Origin of the sequence: Tenacibaculum amylolyticum (genome assembly GCF_964511145.1) — a bacterium.
In the GTDB taxonomy this organism is placed as follows: Bacteria; Bacteroidota; Bacteroidia; order Flavobacteriales; family Flavobacteriaceae; genus Polaribacter; species Polaribacter amylolyticum.
In genome coordinates, this window is the sequence record NZ_CAZEFZ010000066.1 from 170,827 (window position 1) to 189,974 (window position 19,148).

The following is a 19,148-nucleotide window of genomic DNA, read 5'->3' on the forward strand; positions in this document are numbered from 1 at the left end:
GACTGCCTCTATTTATCTGATTAATTCATAACTATCTAGTTTATTCCTTTTAAATAAAAAAAAGAGATGAATTAATCATCTCTTTTTTTTATTTCTATAACATTTACAGGTCTAGCTTCTTTACATCTATTTTTCATTCTTAGAGAAGTAAATTTTAACCAGATTTTTTCTTCATTTGTAAAGTTATTTTGATCGATACCTATAGGGTCTAGCATTTCTTTTGAATCTGTTAAGCTTACTAATAAAGCACAATTAGATTCCCCCTTATTTTTGATTATAACAGCCTTTTTAAAGCCTTTTTTAGTCAAATTCTCAGATATACTACTAAGTGAGTTTTCTTTATCTGAAACCTTTTTATTTGTATGGCAACTTAGCAAACAAACAAAAAAGCAAAATAGTACTACATAATTTAAAGGTCGGTTCATTTGAATATTGTTTTTAAGTAGCATCAATATAAATAAAAAAGCCTTTCTAAATGAAAGGCTTTTAATTTTTTATGCTATGTTTCCTTAAGAAGGCTCTTCTCCGTCTTTTAAAGGTGTTGTTTGTAAAACAAAATCTTGTCCGTGAATATAATTTCCATTTTCATCTGTTTTACTATAATCGTACGCCCAACGATGAACTTCTGGTATTTTTCCTGGCCAGTTACCGTGAATATGCTCAACTGGTGTAGTCCATTCTAATGTATTTGATCTCCATGGGTTTTGCGAAGCCTTTGGTCCTCTATACATCGAAATAAAGAAGTTTGCTAAGAATATTAACTGTGCTAAACCTCCAATGATTGCCATTACTGTAATAAATACATTAATATCTACTAAGTCATCAAACATTGGGAAGTTTGAGTTTGTATAATAACGACGTGGTAAACCAGCTAATCCAATAAAGTGCATTGGGAAGAATACTCCATAAGCAGCAATAATTGTTAACCAGAAATGCCAGTACCCCATAACTTTATTCATCATTCTTCCATACATCTTAGGATACCAATGATAAACACCAGCAAACATTCCTAATAATGCAGAAACCCCCATTACTAAGTGGAAGTGTGCCACTACAAAATATGTATCGTGAATATTAATATCTAATGCAGAATCTCCTAGTACTAATCCTGTTAAACCTCCTGAAACGAATGTAGAAACTAATCCTATAGAGAATAACATTGCTGGATTTAATTGTAGATTACCTTTCCATAAAGTAGTTACATAGTTAAATGCCTTTACTGCAGACGGAATTGCAATTAATACTGTTGTAAATGTAAACACAGAACCTAAGAAAGGATTCATTCCTGAAACGAACATGTGGTGTCCCCATACAATTGTTGATAAGAATGCAATTCCTAAAATAGACCCAATCATTGCACGGTAACCAAAAATTGGTTTACGAGCGTTAGTTGAAATTACTTCAGATGAAATACCTAATGCAGGTAATAAGATAATATATACTTCAGGGTGTCCTAAGAACCAGAATAAGTGCTCAAATAATACTGGTGAACCACCTTGATAATGTAATACTTCTCCAGAAATGAATATGTCTGATAAATAGAACGATGTTCCAAAGCTTCTATCGAAAATTAATAATAAAGCCGCAGATAATAATACTGGGAAAGAGATTACACCGATAATTGCTGTTACAAAGAATGCCCACATTGTTAATGGCAATCTTGTCATCTTCATTCCTTTTGTTCTTAAGTTTAATACCGTTACGATATAGTTTAATGAACCAATTAAAGAAGATGCGATAAATATAGCCATCGAAACTAACCATAATGTCATTCCCATACCTGAACCTGGAATTGCTTGTGGTAAAGCAGATAACGGTGGGTAAATTGTCCATCCAGCTGATGCAGGCCCTGCTTCAACGAATAAAGAAATTACCATTACGATAGAAGATATAAAGAATAACCAGTATGAAATCATATTCATGAATCCTGACGCCATATCTCTTGCTCCAATTTGTAATGGAATTAATAAGTTAGAGAATGTACCACTTAATCCAGCTGTAAGTACAAAGAATACCATGATTGTACCGTGAATAGTAACTAATGCTAAATAGGTATCTGGATTCATTATTCCATCAGTTTGTTGGTGATCTCCTAAGAAAGCCTCAATAATAGAGAATGACTTTTCTGGCCACGCAAGTTGTAAACGGAATAACATTGACATGAATACACCTATAATTCCCATGAACATTCCTGTAATCAAGAACTGTTTAGAAATCATTTTATGATCAGTACTAAAAATGTACTTGGTTACAAATGTTTCTTTATGATGGTGATGTTCTGCTGACATAATTTAATTTATATAGCTTAATAAATTTATTTTTTGACCTTACTTAATTACTTGAGCTAATGTTTTTTGCTCTCCTAACCATTTTTTGTACTCATCTTCCTCTACAACAGTTATTTTCATTTGCATGTTGTAGTGAGAAGCTCCACAAATCTTATTACATAATAATAAGTAATCAAACACATAAGGGTCTTCACCTTTTGCTTGTCTTATCTTATTAATACCTTTTGACTTTGCAATAACTTCAGGATTCTGACGCATTTCTTCAGTAGTAAACTTTGGCGTGAATGCAAACTGAGTAACCATACCTGGTACACAGTTCATTTGCGCTCTAAAGTGTGGCATATAAGCCGAGTGTAATACGTCTTGAGAACGGAATTTGAATAAAATCTTTTTTCCTTTTGGTAAGTATAATTCTGTTACTTGTTTATCGTCTTGAGACTTTGGGTCAGACATATCAACTCCCATTGTATTTTGCTTGTTGATATTGATAAAGTTTACATTACCTAAACCTAATTCATTATCTGCACCTGCATAACGTGCATCCCATCTAAACTGTTGTGAATATACTTCAATTACAATTGGATCATCTTTTTCTCCAACATACATGATGTTGTTCCATTGCCATAATCCATATCCAATTAATAATACAATTGTAATAGCTGGGATTACTGTCCAGATTAACTCCAATTTATGGCTATCTGCAAAGAATAATGCTTTTCTATCTTTATTACCTCTGTACTTATATGTAAAGAAGAAGATTAAGAATTGCATTATGAATTGTACAATACCAATTAAGATAAATGTAATATTGAATAAGGTATCATCGTGTTCCCCTTCAATAGATGCACTTTCTGGTAGCATGATAACGTTCATTGCTAATAAGCAATAAATCATCATAGCATAAAGGAATACCATAAACCCTAAGGCTATTTTTCCTTGTTTGTTATTGTCTTGATCGTTTGCTATTACATTACGTAAATTCATTACGCGTGTAATTTGCCAAAAACTTACTCCTAGTGCTACTGCAATGAAAATATAAAATAGAGCTAGCATATTTATATACTTATTTTTTTATTCTTTAATTAGTGGTGAGCGTTATCCTCTCCTTTATGTTCGATAATATAGTAATGGTGCGTCTCACTTTCGTGTAGGTAAGGATTTCCTTTTGGTACTGGATTTGCTTTACCAAATGCCGTAAATGTTCCAAAAATAAATACTCCTAAGAAGAATAAGAATGCACTTATTTCTCCAACACCGAATCCCCATTGATCACCAACTGTACCTGGCATAATCATTACAAATAAATCTACATAGTGTCCAACTAAAATAAACATACCTGCAATTACAATAATCCATGGCACTGTTTTGAAATCACTGTTGATTAATAATAATATTGGGAAAATAAAGTTTAAAGCAACCATCCCCATAAATGGTACGATGTATTCCTTAAATCTTAATACATAATATACAGTTTCTTCTGGCATATCTGCATACCATATTAACATGAATTGAGCAAACCATAAATATGTCCAGAATACTGAAAAACCAAACATGAATTTTGCTAAATCATGAATATGACTATCATTTACTAATGGTAAATAACCTTTTCCTCTTAAATATAATGTAACTAAACAAATTACTGTTAAAGCAGAAACAAGGAAAGTAGCTAATACATACCATCCAAATAATGTAGAGAACCAGTGAGGGTCAATTCCCATAATCCAGTCCCAAGACATCATACTTTCAGTAATCATAAACACAACTATAAATCCTACAGAAATGTTATAGATTCTCTTGTGTAATTTTAAATCACCATTATCTTGCTCAATAGATTTTCTTCTAATGATAAAACGGAAAGCATTCCATACTAATAAATAGAAAACACTTCTCATTACCCATCCTGGCATGTTCATCCACCATTTTTTAGCATCTACGATTGGATCGTAGTTTGGACTTTGTAAATCAAATGTACCTGGTGTCATCCAAGAGAATAAGTGATTTGCATGCATTGCTGTTAAAATGATAAACACTAACATGAATGCTCCAATATAATGTAAGTTTACTGTAATAGCTTCCATTACTCTAAATAGTACAATAGACCATCCTGCTTGCGCTACCCTCTGTGCAGCGTAAAAAGCCATTACTAATAATGAAATCCCTAAAAAGAATAATAAAGATACATAAACTGCTGACCATGGTCTGTTTTGCATTTGATGAAATACATGTTCTGCGTGTGCATCACCATGATCTTCTCCGTGGTGACTAGCAGTAGCATGAGTATCGTTATATGCTGCATGATGAGCTTCTGAAACTTCTTCTTTATGAGCTGTTGCTATTTCAGCAACATGATGCTCTTCGGTTTTAGCTTCTGTATGAGTTGTTGTATCTGCTTCTTGGTGTGCATTTGCTTTCTCTTCTTCTTTGTGAGAAGTTGAATCTGCAGCATGATGAGCTTCGTTAGTAGCTTCTTCTTTATGTGCAGTAGCATGTTCTGCATCTTTAGCTTCACCTTTTAAAGAGTCGTTTGCATGAGTAGTCGCCGTTTCTTTAGTTGCTTCTTCAACAACTTTTACATCATGCGCCTTTTCTTCATGCTTTACTTCTTTAGTATCTGAAGAATGAGTTTCAGTTGCATGACCTCCACCATGTCCATGATGAGCCGCCTCTTGTTTCGCTAAAATCTCTTTTGCTTCATCTAATGTTTTAGGTGCACTACCGAAACTAATTACAGTTCCTATTAAACCTAAAGCCATTAAAATAATAGCGAGCATTTTTAATTTTCCTGAAAACTGGTACATATCTTAACTATCTATTATAGACTTATTTTAATTCGCTTTTTAGTTTTTCTACATATTGTACAACTTGCCAACGCTCTTTGTAAGTAAGTTGTGATGCATGAGATCCCATTAAGTTTTTCCCATATACAATTACATGATAAATACTTCCTTCAGAAATATCTCTGTCTTTGTAATTTGGAATACCATTAAATTTATCTCTCTGTGATAAAACTCCATTACCATCTCCTTTTTTACCATGGCAAACTGCACAATAGATACCGTACATTTTCTTACCATTTTCTAAGTTCTCTTCAGTCTTAGGTAACGGGTTTTTTAATTCAACCTTAGCTTTTTCGTATCCTTCATTAGTATCAGGGATATCGTATGCTACGATTCCATTTCTACTAACAGTTCCAGCAACAGGATCTCTATCTACTGGTACTCCTCCTGCAGAAATAGGTCCGTTTCCGTTATAAGGTACAGATACATACATATCTGGCATATACTGAACTTGAGGCTTACGTTTGTTGTTACAAGAAAAGAACATTGTAACCATTAGTGAAGCAATAATTATTTTTATACTCTTCATATCTCTTTATTAATGCTTATCTACAACTTTAATTTCTACAGCTCCTGTTGTTTCTAACAAAGCTTTTAAATCATCTTCATTATCGTGTACAGGGATCTCCATTAAGAAATGATCGTCTGTAGTTCTTGGATCTGGGTTTTCAGCTTCTTTGAATGGCCAAATTCTACTTCTCATGTAAAAAGTAATTACCATTAAGTGTGCTGCAAAGAATACCGTTAATTCGAATAAAATTGGAACGAATGCTGGCATATTTTCTCCCCAAGAAAAACTAGGTTTACCTCCAATATCTTGTGGCCAATCTGCAATCATAGTATACCATGTTAACCAAATAGCTACTGAAGTACCTGTAATTCCGTATAAGAATGCTGTAATTGCTAAACGAGTAGGAGCTAACCCTAACGCCTTATCTAATCCGTGAACAGGGAAAGGTGTATAAACTTCCTCTATATGATGATGTGCTCCTTTTACTGTCTTAACGGCATCCATTAAGATATCATCATCATTGTATATTGCATGAATTACTTTATTAGTGCTCATTGTTCTCCTCTCTTAATTTTTTATAGTTCTCTCCTGAAGATTTTAAAATAGTTTTAATCTCTGCCGTAGGGATTACTGGGAATGTTCTTGCATATAATAAGAATAGTACAAAGAAGAATCCGATAGTTCCTACAAAGATACCTACATCAACAAAAGTTGGCTCAAAACGCCACCATGTAGATGGTAATTGTCCTTTACTTAATACAATTGCAATAATGTCGAAACGCTCGAACCACATACCAATGTTAATTGCAATAGAAACTAAGAATGAAACAATAAAACTTCTTCTAAACTTTTTAATCCATAAAACTTGTGGAATTATGATATTGAAGATCATTAACGACCAGAAAGCCCAACCGTAAGCTCCAGCTTCTGCTCCAAATGATAAATACGTATAGTTTTCGTAAGGAGAACCTGTATACCATGCAATGAAGAATTCAGTTGCATATGCTACAGCTACAATACCTCCTGTTAGAATAATTACGATATTCATATACTCAATATGTAAACGTGTAATATACGCTTCCATATTTGTTACTTTACGCATTACTCCTAAAAGTGTTTGTACCATTGCGAATCCTGAGAAGATTGCTCCTGCTACGAAATAAGGAGGGAAAATTGTTGAGTGCCATCCTGGGTTAACCGAAGTTGCGAAGTCAAACGATACAATTGTGTGTACAGAAAGTACTAATGGAGTTGCTAAACCAGCTAATACTAAAGATACTTCTTCAAAACGTTGCCAGTCTTTTGCTCTACCAGACCATCCGAAAGATAACAATGCATAAATTTTCTTTTGGAAAGGCTTTACAGCTCTATCACGAATGGTTGCGAAGTCAGGTAATAAACCAGTCCACCAGAACACTAATGAAACCGATAAATACGTAGAGATCGCAAATACGTCCCATAAAAGTGGTGAGTTAAAATTTACCCATAACGATCCAAATTGGTTTGGAATAGGTAATACCCAGTATCCGTTCCATGGACGTCCCATGTGAATAATTGGGAACAATCCTGCTTGGAATACCGCAAAGATTGTCATGGCTTCTGCAGAACGGTTAATTGCCATTCTCCATTTTTGGCGGAATAATAATAACACGGCAGAGATAAGTGTACCTGCGTGACCGATACCTACCCACCATACGAAGTTGGTAATATCCCATGCCCAACCGATGTTTTTACTTAATCCCCAAACACCAATACCTGTTCCTACTGTGTAGAAAATACATCCAAATCCCCATAACATTGCTGCTAAGGAAATATAAAATGCAACGTACCAATGTTTGTTAGCTTTTCCTTCTATTGGTCTAGCTATATCTTCAGTAATCTGGTGATAATTTTTATCACCGAGGATTAAAGGTTCTCTATAAGACGATTCGTAATGACCCGACATAATCTATTTTCTTATAATTTTTATTAAGCTTCGTTTGTATTTCTTACTTTCACTTGGTATACTACATTTGGTTTAGTACCAATGTAATCTAACACATGGAAAGCTCTTTTATCATCAACTAAAGGAGTAATTGCATCTTCAGAGTTGTTTACATCTCCAAATATCATTGCACCACTAGAACATGCTTGTGAACACGCTGTTTTGAATTCATCCTTCTTAACAGGTCTTCCTTCTCTCTTCGCTTTTAAGATCGTTGCTTGTGTCATTTGAATACACATAGAACACTTCTCCATAACTCCTCTAGAACGTACAACAACATCTGGGTTTAATACCATTTTACCGTACTCATTGTTCATATTGAAGTCGAATTCCTCGTTGTTTGCATAGTTAAACCAGTTGAAACGACGTACACGGTATGGACAGTTGTTTGCACAATAACGTGTTCCTACACAACGGTTATATGCCATTTGGTTTTGACCTTGGCGACCGTGCGAAGTTGCAGCAACCGGACATACTGTTTCACATGGTGCGTGATTACAGTGCTGACACATCATTGGTTGGAAAGCAACTTGTGGGTTTTCTGCTGGGTTTTCTAAAGCATCGAATAAGTCTCCTTTACTTAAATTTAATACTTTTTCAGTATATTTTCTTTCTAAGTCTTTGTTAGCAATACCAGGATTTTCAGCTTTAAACTGCTCCATCGTTTTAATCCCTTCTGCATGCTGCTTATCTTCAACCGTAGAAGAATAATAACGGTCTATACGTAACCAGTGCATATCTCTACCAACACGTACTTCATCTTTTCCTACTACAGGAACATTATTTTCTGCATGACATGCTACCACACATGCTCCACAACCTGTACATGAAGTCAAGTCGATAGAAAGCTTAAAGTGATGTCCTACACTTCTGTAATGATCATCCCATAAATCAATTGTCTTAGCCTCTACTTCTTGGTGATCGTAAGAAACCATGAATGGTTGGTTCCAAGTATGCTTAGGATCTAAAGACTTATTATTTACTTCGCTTAACGTAGCCTCTCTTAAGATATCGTTACGTCCAGCTAATGTACTCTGTACTTGTATACAAGCAAACTTATGTGTTCCTGACACCTTTTCTACGCTAACATTGTATTGTACATTGTCTGCATTTGTATATAAAGGATATGCATTTACACCTACTTGCATTTCTTTTTTCATTCCTTGAGTTCTACCATATCCTAATGCTAGACCTACAGAACCTTTAGCTTGCCCAGGTTGAACAATAACAGGAACTGTTACTGAAGCTCCATTTACAGTTACTTTTGCATAATTACCGTCAATTGCTCCATTGTCTTTCACTGGATTTTCGAAACCTAATTCTTTAGCATCTGCCATAGAAACGGTTAAGTAGTTATCCCAAGAAGCACGTGTAATCGGATCTGGTAATTCTTGTAACCAAGGGTTATTTGCTTGTTTACCGTCTCCTAATGCAGTTGAACTATATAATGTTAATTCAAACTGTGTTGATTTTGTTTTAGCTAATTCTGAAGCTGCAGTTGTTAAAGCTGCAACATCAACACCTGGTGCTGCCTCTTCTGAAGCAGTAACTTCTTCTTCAGCAACTATTGGTGCATTAAAGAAACCATCGTGTAATGCTTGATTCCATGAAGCTCCATTTAACACGTTAGTTTTCCAATATTCTTTTAAAGAATCGTAGTAATTTGTAGTTGCTCCACTCCAAAATAATAGAATATCTTGAATTTGTCGTGTATTGAATAAAGGAGCAATTGTTGGTTGCATTAAACCGTATTTACCTTTAGTTACCATCACATCCCCCCAACTCTCTAAGTTATGAGGTGCTGGTAAAGTAAATGTAGTTGCATTTGCAGTTGCATCGTTTTGTGTAGATATTGCTACTGTAAATGGCACCTTTTTTATAGCTGCATCAAAACCTGGTAATGCGTATACTGGATTTACATTATATGTAATTAATCCTTTTACTTTTCCAGATTGTGCTTCTTGCACTAATGCTGCAACAGCTGCATCATTTCCTTGTCTAGTTAAGTTAACAGCTTTCGTATCGATTATTGTACTCTGTAATGCCTCGTTTATAGCTAAGGCAATTAATTGAGCGTTTTTATCATTAATTCCTGCTACAACAACTCCTTTATTTCCTGCTTTCTTTAAGTCTTTCGCTAACTTTTCAATTTGAGCATCGATTGGAGTTTTGTGTGAAGGTAAGTTTTGTCCTGTAATTGCATTATATAAATTAATTAATGCATACGTTTGGATAGATGGTTTAGCAACAATACGCTTATCTGCATTTGCTCCTGTTAGAGACATGTTACTTTCTATCTGAACATGGTAAGACATTTTACCAGTTTCAACTTTTCTACCTTCTACATACGACTTTTCATATCCTCCTTGCCAATCTCCTAAGAAATCAGCTCCGAAAGAAGCAATTACTTCAGCTTTACTAAAGTCGTAATTAGGTAATGCACGTACACCATACATTGCTTCAAAAGCATCTGCAGTTCCACTTTCTGAAATTGCATCGTATACAACGTGCTTAATATTTGGATATTTAGCAACAAAATCAGCAATTACTTTCTCTGTAGTAGGACTTGCTAATGTTCCTGTTACTAAATATACTAATTCATTAGAAGCTTTTAAACTTTCTAATTTTGCTATAATTTCTTTATCTGCCTCTCCCCAAGAAATTTGTTTATCTCCTTTTCTTGGTTCTTTTACACGTAATTGATTATCGTAAAGAGATAATACAGAAGCTACAGTTCTTGCATTAATATCTGCACCTGCTTCTTTATTAGGCATTACTAAGATAGGACGCCCTTCTCTTGTTTTAACAAGTACGTTTGCAAAATCAAATCCGTCTGCAATTGTTGTTGCATACCAATCTGCTACACCTACTACGATGTTATCTGGTTGCACTACATAAGGAATTGATTTTCTCACTGGTCCTTCACAAGCAGCTAACGATGCAGCTGCAGTTGAAAAACCAACATATTTTAAGAAATCCCTACGAGAAGTAGAAGAGCTCTCTAGAGTTTCTTTATCTCCTAAAAACTCGTCTGTAGGTATTTCCTGAACAAACTCTTTATTACGTAGCGTTTCAACAATAGAACCTTCTTTAAGTTCCTCAACACTTTGCCAGTATTTTTTGTTTGAAGCCATTTATATAATGTGTTTTTCTACTTTCTTGATTATTAATAGTGGCACTTACCACACTCTTTTCCTCCTAATTCTGCAATTGTCACTTGCTCTATTCCATACTTTTTAGCTAATTCTTTATGAATTTTAGCATAGTATTCGTTTCCTTTCAAGTTTACATCTGTATCCTTGTGACAATCGATACACCACCCCATTGTTAATGGCGAATATTGATATACTTCTTCCATTTCTTCTACTGGACCGTGACATTTCTGACACTTTACTCCAGCAACCACTACGTGTTGAGAGTGATTAAAATATGCGAAGTCTGGCAAATTGTGTACACGTACCCATTTAACTGGCTTCGTTTCTCCAGTGTAAGCTAATTTCTCAGTATCCCAACCAGCTGCATCGTAAATCTTTTGGATTTCCTTATCTAATTGAGCTTTACCTAAGATTACTCCTCCTTCTTCCATTACTACTTTCGTATCATCTGCAACTTCAGAAATATTCTTGTGACAGTTCATACAAACATTTACAGATGGAATACCTGAATGCTTACTATGTTTTGCTGCAGAGTGACAGTATTGACATTCTATCTTATTATCTCCAGCATGTATTTTATGTGAAAAAGCAATTGGTTGAATTGGTTGATATCCTTGATCTACACCAACTTTAAACAACGTTCCAAAACCAACATAAGCAGCTATTAAAGCACCTAGAATAACAAACATTACATGTAAGAATGTATTCTGCTTGATTCCTTGCCATAATTCAGCAGCTTGCCCTAATAAACCTGGTGTTTTAGGAGCTCCTTTTAATTCGCTTATTGTTTTTAATAAACTTCCTATGATTAAGAACGCTACAACGATTGCGGCTGCCAAAATTAAGATTAACCATCTTGGAGCATCTCCACCTTGCTCACCTCCAGCAACCTCACTTCCTGCAGGGACAGCTTTTTTAGGATCACCTACAGTGGTGTAGTATAAAATATCATCAATTTGTTTGTCTGATAACTGCGGGAATGCAGTCATGTTCGATTGGTTGTACTCGTTGTAAATCGCAACTGCATCAGCATCTCCAGATGCTCTTAACTCTGCATTGTTACGAATCCATTTTTTCAACCATTCATTATCTCTTCTTTCTTCAATACCGCCTAAAGCAGGCCCCACTAATTTCTTGTTTAGCTTATGACATGAAGCACATAATGATTTGAATAATTTTTTACCCTCTTTTTGACGCGCCTCGTCAACATCTTGAGCATTTACCGAAAAACTTACTAGAAAAACGACTAGGAATGTAAAACTTCTAAAAAGAATTCGACTAAGTTTACTGTGATAATTCACACTTTTCATACTGTAAAAATATATTTTTTGCATCTATTTTGTACGGAGTTTACACAATTGGGCACTTTTATCCCATTTATATAAACTCGGACAAAATTACTACTTCTCTATAAAATGTGAAATGTTAAGAGATTCCTAATTTGTAATTTATATCGATTCTAAATAAACTTTAGTAGCAATCTATTCGATAACAAGTCGTTACTTTTGTGTAAAACATTTGATATGAGTAAAAGTATTAACATTTTAGTGCTATTTATCTTCCTTTTTTTGGGAAGTTTTACTGTAGAATCTCAATCTAAGTATACAGAAAATAAGAGTATTAACTCTTTATTAAGAAAAAAAAGACTGTACAATGAAAAGAACGGTACAGGCTTCAGAATTCAGCTTTATAATGGTAATGAAAGACGTGCAAGAAGCATTAAAGAAAACTTCTTAATTAAGTTTCCTTACATCTATTCAAAATTAAAATATGAGGCACCAGAATGGAAGGTTCATGTGGGACGTTACCAAAGCAAAATAGAAGCAGATAAAGAATTGAATAAAATCCGAGAAAAGTTTTCAGGCGCTATCGTTATTCCTTTATAACTTAGTAGATACTCCATTTTGTAGTTACAATTTTGGTAGTTTATTCTTAAAAAACTTTAACAACAATATAAACTCCTTCAGAAATGAGGGAGTTTTTTATTTATACAAGCACAAAACATTAGATTTCCCGAATCAAATTCACTTTCAACCACAACTACACATCATTGCATCTAGAAATAGCTTATATCGCGTTTTAGATAAAATTCAAATACATCAAAATCGGGTTTCGTAAGTATCTTTATTTCTTTACGACTTAAAAAGCATTGTTTGAATTAATACTAAGGAAGATCTCAAAAAGAGATACAATAGTAGAACGTCTTAATTACTAATGAACGATATATTATGAATTTTTTAAAAACTTTATTTGGAAAAAAAACGAAAGAAGTATCATCTGATTTATCTAACGGTTATTGTCCGAACTGTTGGGGAGATCAGGAGTATGATAACATTATAAGGGAGAAATACAAAGACGAGCAAATTGATGTAAATAATCATAATGCTAACTATGCTTTTGTGCAAGACTTTATTGTTACTCATTTGAACGGTATAAAACTAAAAAGCACTGTTCATGGAACAGAGTGTCCTACTTGTCGAGTTAAGTTTGAAAAAGCATAAGACAAATAAATCTATAGCGCATAAAAAAAAGACCTCGTTTTCACGAGGTCTTTTTTTATATGTAAACTTAAATTATTTCAGTTTTTTCTTAACTGCTACTTCAACATACACTTCGATTACATCTCCTTCTTTAATGTCATTGTAGTTCTTAATTTGTAATCCACAATCGTAACCTTTCGTTACTTCTTTAACATCATCTTTGAAACGTTTTAATGATGTTAACTCTCCATCGTGTACTACAATACCATCTCTAATGATACGTACATTTGAGTCTCTAGTAATTTTTCCACTCATTACCATACAACCTGCAATGTTTCCAACCTTAGAAATTTTGTATACTTCTCTAATTTCTACGTTACCTATTACCTCTTCTTTCATTTCAGGAGATAACATTCCTTCCATGGCATCTTTAAGGTCGTTAATAGCATCGTAAATAATAGAGTATGTTCTGATATCTACTTCTTCTCTATCTGCAATGTTTCTTGCATTAGATTGAGGACGTACGTTAAATCCAATAATGATCGCGTCTGAAGCTGATGCTAATAATACATCTGATTCTGTAATTGCTCCAACTCCTTTGTGTAAGATGTTTACTTGGATTTCTTCTGTAGATAACTTCTGGAACGAATCTGTTAATGCTTCTACTGAACCATCTACATCTCCTTTTAGGATAATGTTTAACTCTTTAAAGTCTCCTAATGCAATACGACGACCAATTTCATCTAACGTTAATGTCTTCTGAGTTCTTACAGATTGCTCACGTTGTAACTGAGAACGTTTTGCAGCGATTTGCTTCGCTTCTCTTTCGTCTTCAAATACATTGAATTTATCCCCTGCTTGCGGTGCACCATCTAAACCTAAAATTGATACTGGTGTAGAAGGTCCTGCTTCTTTTACTTTCTTTCCACGCTCATCGAACATCGCTCTTACTTTACCACTATGTTTACCAGCTAATAAGTAATCTCCAATACGTAAAGTTCCTGCTTGTACTAAGATTGTAGATACATATCCTCTACCTTTATCTAACTGTGCTTCTACTACAGTACCTACAGCATTTTTGTTTGGATTTGCTTTTAATTCAAGAACTTCTGCTTCTAACAATACTTTTTCAAGTAATTCATCGATTCCTTGTCCTGTTTTAGCAGAAATCTCTTGTGATTGAATATCTCCACCCCAATCTTCTACTAATAAGTTCATAGCAGAAAGTTGTGTTTTAATATTATCTGGATTCGCGTTTGGCTTATCTACTTTGTTTATTGCAAATACGATTGGCACGTTTGCAGCTTGTGCGTGAGATATTGCTTCTTTTGTTTGTGGCATTACATCATCATCGGCAGCAATTACAATAATTACTAAATCGGTAACTTGTGCTCCACGTGCACGCATTGCTGTAAAGGCTTCGTGACCTGGTGTATCTAAGAATGCGATTTTTTGTCCGCCATCTAAAGTTACACTGTAGGCTCCAATATGCTGTGTAATTCCTCCACTCTCACCTGCAATTACATTTGCTTTACGAACATAATCTAATAACGAAGTTTTACCGTGATCTACGTGACCCATTACTGTAATAATTGGAGCACGTGGTAATAAATCTTCTGCTTTATCTTCTACCTCTTCTATAGATTCTTCTACTTCTGCACCAACGAATTCTACTTTATAGTTAAATTCTTCTGCAACAATTTGAAGTGTTTCTGCATCTAAACGTTGGTTCATTGTAACCATCATTCCTAACATCATACATGCAGAAATAATATCTGTTACAGGTTTATCCATCATTGTTGCAACTTCACTTACTGTTACGAATTCTGTAACCTTAAGTACTTTTTCTTGTGCTGCTTGCATTTCTGCTTCAGCCTGTTGACGGTGCTGATCTCTTTTCTCTCTTCTATATTTAGCTCCTTTTCCTTTATTAGATTTTCCTTGAAGCTTTTCTAGTGTTTCTCTTACTTGCTTCTGGATTTCAGCCTCTGTTAATTCTTCTTTCTTAACCTCAGGTCTTCTTCCATTTCCTCTTCTAAAGTTTCCTCTTCTGTTACCTCCTTGGCCTCCACGGTTATTACCTTGTCCCCCACGGTTGTTTCCTTGACCGCCTCTATTATTATTTCCTTGACCACCTCTATTGTTGTTATTTCCTTGGCCACGGTTATTGTTATTTCCTTGCTGGTTATTTCCAGTACCAGGTTTCGTTATTCTTTTACGCTTTCTTTTATCTGCGTTATTGTCCTTATTAGCATCTGGCTTTTTCTTCTTAGGTCTTTCAAATTGTTTTAAATCAATTTTCTGACCTGTCATTTTAGGACCGTCTAACTTTTGATACTTTGTTTGTATTTTCTCAGCATTCTCTGGAGTAACTTCTTTCTTAACCTCTTTTTCTTTAGGTTGATTAGCTTTAGCAACAGTTTTCACCTTAGGTTTTTGAATCTCTATAGGTTTTGGTTTTTCAACCTTAACTGGTGCTGGCTTTTTCTCCTCTATTTTAGGAGTTTCCTTTTTAGGCTCTTCCTTTTTAACCTCAACTTTCTTAGGTTCTGGAGCTTTTACCTCTTCTACTTTAGGAGCTACTTTTTCCTCTTTTGCCTTAACTACTACTGGTTCTTCCTTTTTTGGAGCTTCAACCACTTTTTCTTTTGGTTTTTCCTCTGCTTTAGGTTCAGTAGTTTTAGACTTATCGATTTCTATTTTACCTACAGTTTTTAACTGTGGTCTATCGGCCTTAGCTCTGAGTATTTCTTGTTTTTTAGCTTCTTCTGCGCGTTTTGCTTCCTGCTCTGCTTCAATTCTCTTACGAATTTCCTCCTTCTCTTTACGCTTTTCTTCGCTTACTTCTTTAGACGCAACTCGCTTAGACTTGTCTGTTTGGAAACCGTCTAATAATACTTGATACTCTGCATCTGAAATCTTAGTCGTTGGACGTGCTTCGATTTCATGACCATTTTTAGCCAAGTGTTCCACTGCTCTATCTAAAGAGATATTTAATTCTCTTAAAACTCTGTTTAGTCTTAATTTTTTAGCTTCAGCCATAAATAGTTATAATACTTTTTATTTAAACAAGTGCGATAATTATTGTGCACTTATTTCTGTTTCGATTTTTAAAAGGAATCGAAAAACCTTTGTTATTATGTTACTCTTCGAATTCTTCTCTTAGAATTTTTTGAACATCAACAATAGTTTCTTCTTCAAGGTCTGTTCTTTTTACAAGCTCAGATACGTCTTTATCTAAAACACTTTTTGCTGTGTCTAATCCTATCTTTCTGAATTCTTCAATTACCCATGCTTCGATTTCATCAGAGAATTCTGTTAACTCTACATCTTCTTCTTCTAAACCTTCTCTTTGCACGTCTATATCGTATCCTGTTAATTGGCTAGCTAAACGGATGTTTACTCCTGATCTACCAATAGCTTTAGATACTTCCTCTGGTTTTAAAAGTACATTTACACGTCCTTTCTTACCATCTTTTTCCTCTTCAAATTTTTCAATTTTTACTGATGTTACTTTTGCAGGGCTTAATGCTCTTGCAATATACAACTGTTCGTTCTTAGTATAATTAATAACATCAATATTTTCGTTTCCTAATTCTCTTACGATACCGTGTATACGAGAACCTTTTACTCCAACACAAGCTCCTACTGGATCTATTCTATCGTCATATGAGTCTACAGCAATCTTTGCTTTGTCTCCTGGAATCCTTGCTACTCCTTCAATTGTAATTAATCCGTCGAATACTTCAGGTATTTCTTGCTCGAATAATTTCACCAAGAATTCTGGTGCAGTTCTCGATAAAATTATAGATGGTTTATTTCCTCTTAGCTCTACCTTTTTAATTACTCCTCTTACTGCATCTCCTTTTCTAAAGAAGTCTGAACGAATTTGCTCTGCTTTAGGCAATACAATTTCGTTTCCTTCATCATCTAATAAAATTACTGCATTGTGACGAATATGGTGTACTTCTGCACTATATATATCTCCTTCTAAATCTTTAAACTGCTTAAATACATTTGTACTATCGTGTTCGTGGATTTTAGAAATTAGGTTTTGACGTAATGCTAAAATCGCTCTTCTTCCTAAATCAATTAACTTTACTTCTTCAGATACATCTTCTCCTATTTCGAAATCTGGCTCAATTTTTCTTGCTTCAGATAACTCAATTTCCTCATTATCATCTTCAGACATTCCGTCGGCAACTACCACACGGTTTCTCCAAATTTCTAAATCTCCTTTATCTGGGTTAATGATTATATCAAAGTTGTCATCAGATCCATATTTTCGTTTTAAAGCTGAACGAAATACTTCTTCTAAAATAGACATTAATGTTACTCTGTCTATACTTTTATTATCTTTAAAATCTGAAAACGACTCTATTAATGCAATATTTTCCATTACTATCCTATACTATTAAAATATAATCTTCACTTTTGCTTCTTTAATATCTGAATACGGTATGTTCACTTGTTTTTCTACCGTATGCTTTCCTTTACCAACTGGTTTTGGTTCTCTTGCTTTCCAAGTTAGAAGAATTCCTTCTTCAGTTACTTCTGTAAGTATTCCTTGAAATTCACCTTCTTCGGTTTTTACCTTTAACGTTCTGCTAATATTCTTGTTATACTGGCGTTGTACTTTTAAAGGTTCCGAAATATCTGGAGATGTTACCTCTAAAGAAAAATCTTCTTCTTCTCTATCTAAGTTGTGCTCAATATTTCTACTGATTCTAACACACTCACTTAGTGGAATTCCTGAATCTCCATCTACTATTACTTTGATCTTATTATTAGCAAGAAACTTTAAATCTATTAAGAATAATGATGGATTTTCATCTAACGCTTCTTGTAATAATACTTTAACTTTATCTTGATTCATTTTAGGTATAAAAAGAGGGGACTTTCGTCCCCTTCATACATCTTAATTGAGAAATTCCGTGCAAATATAAGAACTTATTCTATATAAAACAAACGCTTATCATTTTACGGTTTATTATTTTTTTACTCTTTTTACAAGAAAAACAACCTTATAGCAAAGGTTTTTTCCTCCTTGGTTTCAATTTTATAAATACTTACATTTACAATATAACTAAAAACGAAACGCTATGATTGTATTACTAGACAATGGACATGGAGGATTAATTAACGGTATTTACCAAACCAAAGGAAAGAGAAAAGATTGGGGAGATGATGGTATTATTTACGAAGGCGAATTTAACAGAGCTATTGTGAATGGTATTATTGAACAACTCACGAAACTCTATATTCCGTATGTAAATTTAGCTCCAGAACACAGAGATGTACGTTTAGAAACTCGCGTAAATAGAGCCAATAAATATCCTAAAAATTCATCTTTTTATTTAAGTATTCATTCTAATGCTGGAGGTGGTCACGGAAGCGAGATTTTCACATCTCCCGGAGATACTAAAAGTGACAAAATTGCTACTATTTTTGGAGAGGCTTTTAAAGATGAGTTTCCAAACCAACGTTTACGAACAGATTTTAGCGATGGCGATCTAGATAAAGAACGTAGATTTTATGTACTTACAAAAACGAGAATGCCTGCAATACTCACTGAAAGTTTCTTTATGGATAACTTTAATGATTTCTCTACTTTTTTAAATACTAGAGAAGGAAGAGAACGGATAGTGACATACCATGTAAAAGCTATTCTTAGAGCAAAGAACGAGCTGTTTAGTTAAACCATAATTGGTAAAAATAAAAAAGCTTCTGAAAAACTCAGAAGCTTTTTGTTGTCCCACTAGGACTCGAACCTAGAATAACGGCACCAAAAACCGGTGTGTTACCATTACACCATGGGACATGCTTTAATTGCGGATGCAAATATAAAAATAAAGTTTGTATTAAAAAACACAAACTTTATTTTTTTCACTCC

The 19,148-nt window shown here is 34.2% G+C and carries 15 protein-coding genes and 1 tRNA gene; 3 read left to right on the forward strand and 13 right to left on the reverse strand.

Annotated elements, in window-relative coordinates; all coding sequences use genetic code 11:
• Window positions 1-71: 71 nt before the first annotated feature.
• From ACKTTC_RS15980 to ACKTTC_RS16020, 9 genes are all read right to left on the reverse strand, one after another.
• Window positions 72-425, reverse strand: coding sequence for a hypothetical protein (locus tag ACKTTC_RS15980; protein ID WP_408040853.1), 354 nt, complete (start codon window positions 423-425; stop codon window positions 72-74).
• 84 nt (window positions 426-509) lie between these two features.
• Window positions 510-2,288, reverse strand: a complete 1,779-nt coding sequence (locus ACKTTC_RS15985; RefSeq protein ID WP_408040854.1) for a cytochrome c oxidase subunit I — start codon at window positions 2,286-2,288, stop codon at window positions 510-512.
• Window positions 2,289-2,327: 39 nt separating this feature from the next.
• Window positions 2,328-3,341: a cytochrome c oxidase subunit II gene (locus tag ACKTTC_RS15990; RefSeq protein ID WP_408040855.1), complete on the reverse strand. Its 1,014-nt coding sequence runs from the start codon at window positions 3,339-3,341 to the stop codon at window positions 2,328-2,330.
• A gap of 29 nt (window positions 3,342-3,370) precedes the next feature.
• Entirely contained in the window at window positions 3,371-5,059 is a 1,689-nt protein-coding gene (locus tag ACKTTC_RS15995; protein WP_408040856.1) for a transporter permease, read from the reverse strand.
• Window positions 5,060-5,108: 49 nt separating this feature from the next.
• Entirely contained in the window at window positions 5,109-5,654 is a 546-nt protein-coding gene (locus ACKTTC_RS16000; protein ID WP_408040857.1) for a c-type cytochrome, read from the reverse strand.
• 9 nt (window positions 5,655-5,663) lie between these two features.
• The gene (locus ACKTTC_RS16005) at window positions 5,664-6,191 is read right to left on the reverse strand and encodes a DUF3341 domain-containing protein (protein WP_408040858.1); all 528 of its coding nucleotides are present in this window, start codon (window positions 6,189-6,191) and stop codon (window positions 5,664-5,666) included.
• A complete protein-coding gene (gene nrfD, locus ACKTTC_RS16010; RefSeq protein ID WP_408040859.1) occupies window positions 6,181-7,581 on the reverse strand; it encodes an NrfD/PsrC family molybdoenzyme membrane anchor subunit in 1,401 nt (466 codons plus the stop codon). Before nrfD ends, ACKTTC_RS16005 begins: the two co-directional genes overlap by 11 nt.
• A gap of 23 nt (window positions 7,582-7,604) precedes the next feature.
• Complete coding sequence (locus ACKTTC_RS16015) at window positions 7,605-10,754, reverse strand: TAT-variant-translocated molybdopterin oxidoreductase (RefSeq protein WP_408040860.1); 3,150 nt, start codon at window positions 10,752-10,754, stop codon at window positions 7,605-7,607.
• A 32-nt stretch (window positions 10,755-10,786) separates the two neighbouring features.
• Entirely contained in the window at window positions 10,787-12,085 is a 1,299-nt protein-coding gene (locus tag ACKTTC_RS16020; RefSeq protein ID WP_408040927.1) for a c-type cytochrome, read from the reverse strand.
• 213 nt (window positions 12,086-12,298) lie between these two features.
• Here ACKTTC_RS16020 and ACKTTC_RS16025 point away from each other — a divergent pair, with 213 nt between their 5' ends.
• Window positions 12,299-12,661, forward strand: a complete 363-nt coding sequence (locus tag ACKTTC_RS16025; RefSeq protein WP_408040861.1) for an SPOR domain-containing protein — start codon at window positions 12,299-12,301, stop codon at window positions 12,659-12,661.
• A 342-nt stretch (window positions 12,662-13,003) separates the two neighbouring features.
• Window positions 13,004-13,276 (forward strand): hypothetical protein, encoded by a 273-nt coding sequence (locus ACKTTC_RS16030; protein WP_408040862.1) that lies wholly within the window; start codon window positions 13,004-13,006, stop codon window positions 13,274-13,276.
• A 72-nt stretch (window positions 13,277-13,348) separates the two neighbouring features.
• On the opposite strand, the gene infB is transcribed toward ACKTTC_RS16030, so the two are convergent.
• From infB to rimP, 3 genes are all read right to left on the reverse strand, one after another.
• The gene (infB, locus tag ACKTTC_RS16035; protein WP_408040863.1) at window positions 13,349-16,297 is read right to left on the reverse strand and encodes a translation initiation factor IF-2; all 2,949 of its coding nucleotides are present in this window, start codon (window positions 16,295-16,297) and stop codon (window positions 13,349-13,351) included.
• Window positions 16,298-16,397: 100 nt separating this feature from the next.
• A complete protein-coding gene (nusA, locus tag ACKTTC_RS16040; RefSeq protein ID WP_408040864.1) occupies window positions 16,398-17,654 on the reverse strand; it encodes a transcription termination factor NusA in 1,257 nt (418 codons plus the stop codon).
• A gap of 15 nt (window positions 17,655-17,669) precedes the next feature.
• Window positions 17,670-18,131, reverse strand: a complete 462-nt coding sequence (gene rimP / locus ACKTTC_RS16045) for a ribosome assembly cofactor RimP (protein WP_408040865.1) — start codon at window positions 18,129-18,131, stop codon at window positions 17,670-17,672.
• 226 nt (window positions 18,132-18,357) lie between these two features.
• Between rimP and ACKTTC_RS16050 the strand changes: the two genes are divergently transcribed.
• Window positions 18,358-18,954: an N-acetylmuramoyl-L-alanine amidase gene (locus ACKTTC_RS16050; RefSeq protein ID WP_408040866.1), complete on the forward strand. Its 597-nt coding sequence runs from the start codon at window positions 18,358-18,360 to the stop codon at window positions 18,952-18,954.
• A gap of 51 nt (window positions 18,955-19,005) precedes the next feature.
• On the opposite strand, the gene ACKTTC_RS16055 is transcribed toward ACKTTC_RS16050, so the two are convergent.
• Window positions 19,006-19,076 (reverse strand) — tRNA-Gln (locus ACKTTC_RS16055).
• Window positions 19,077-19,148 lie beyond the last annotated feature (72 nt).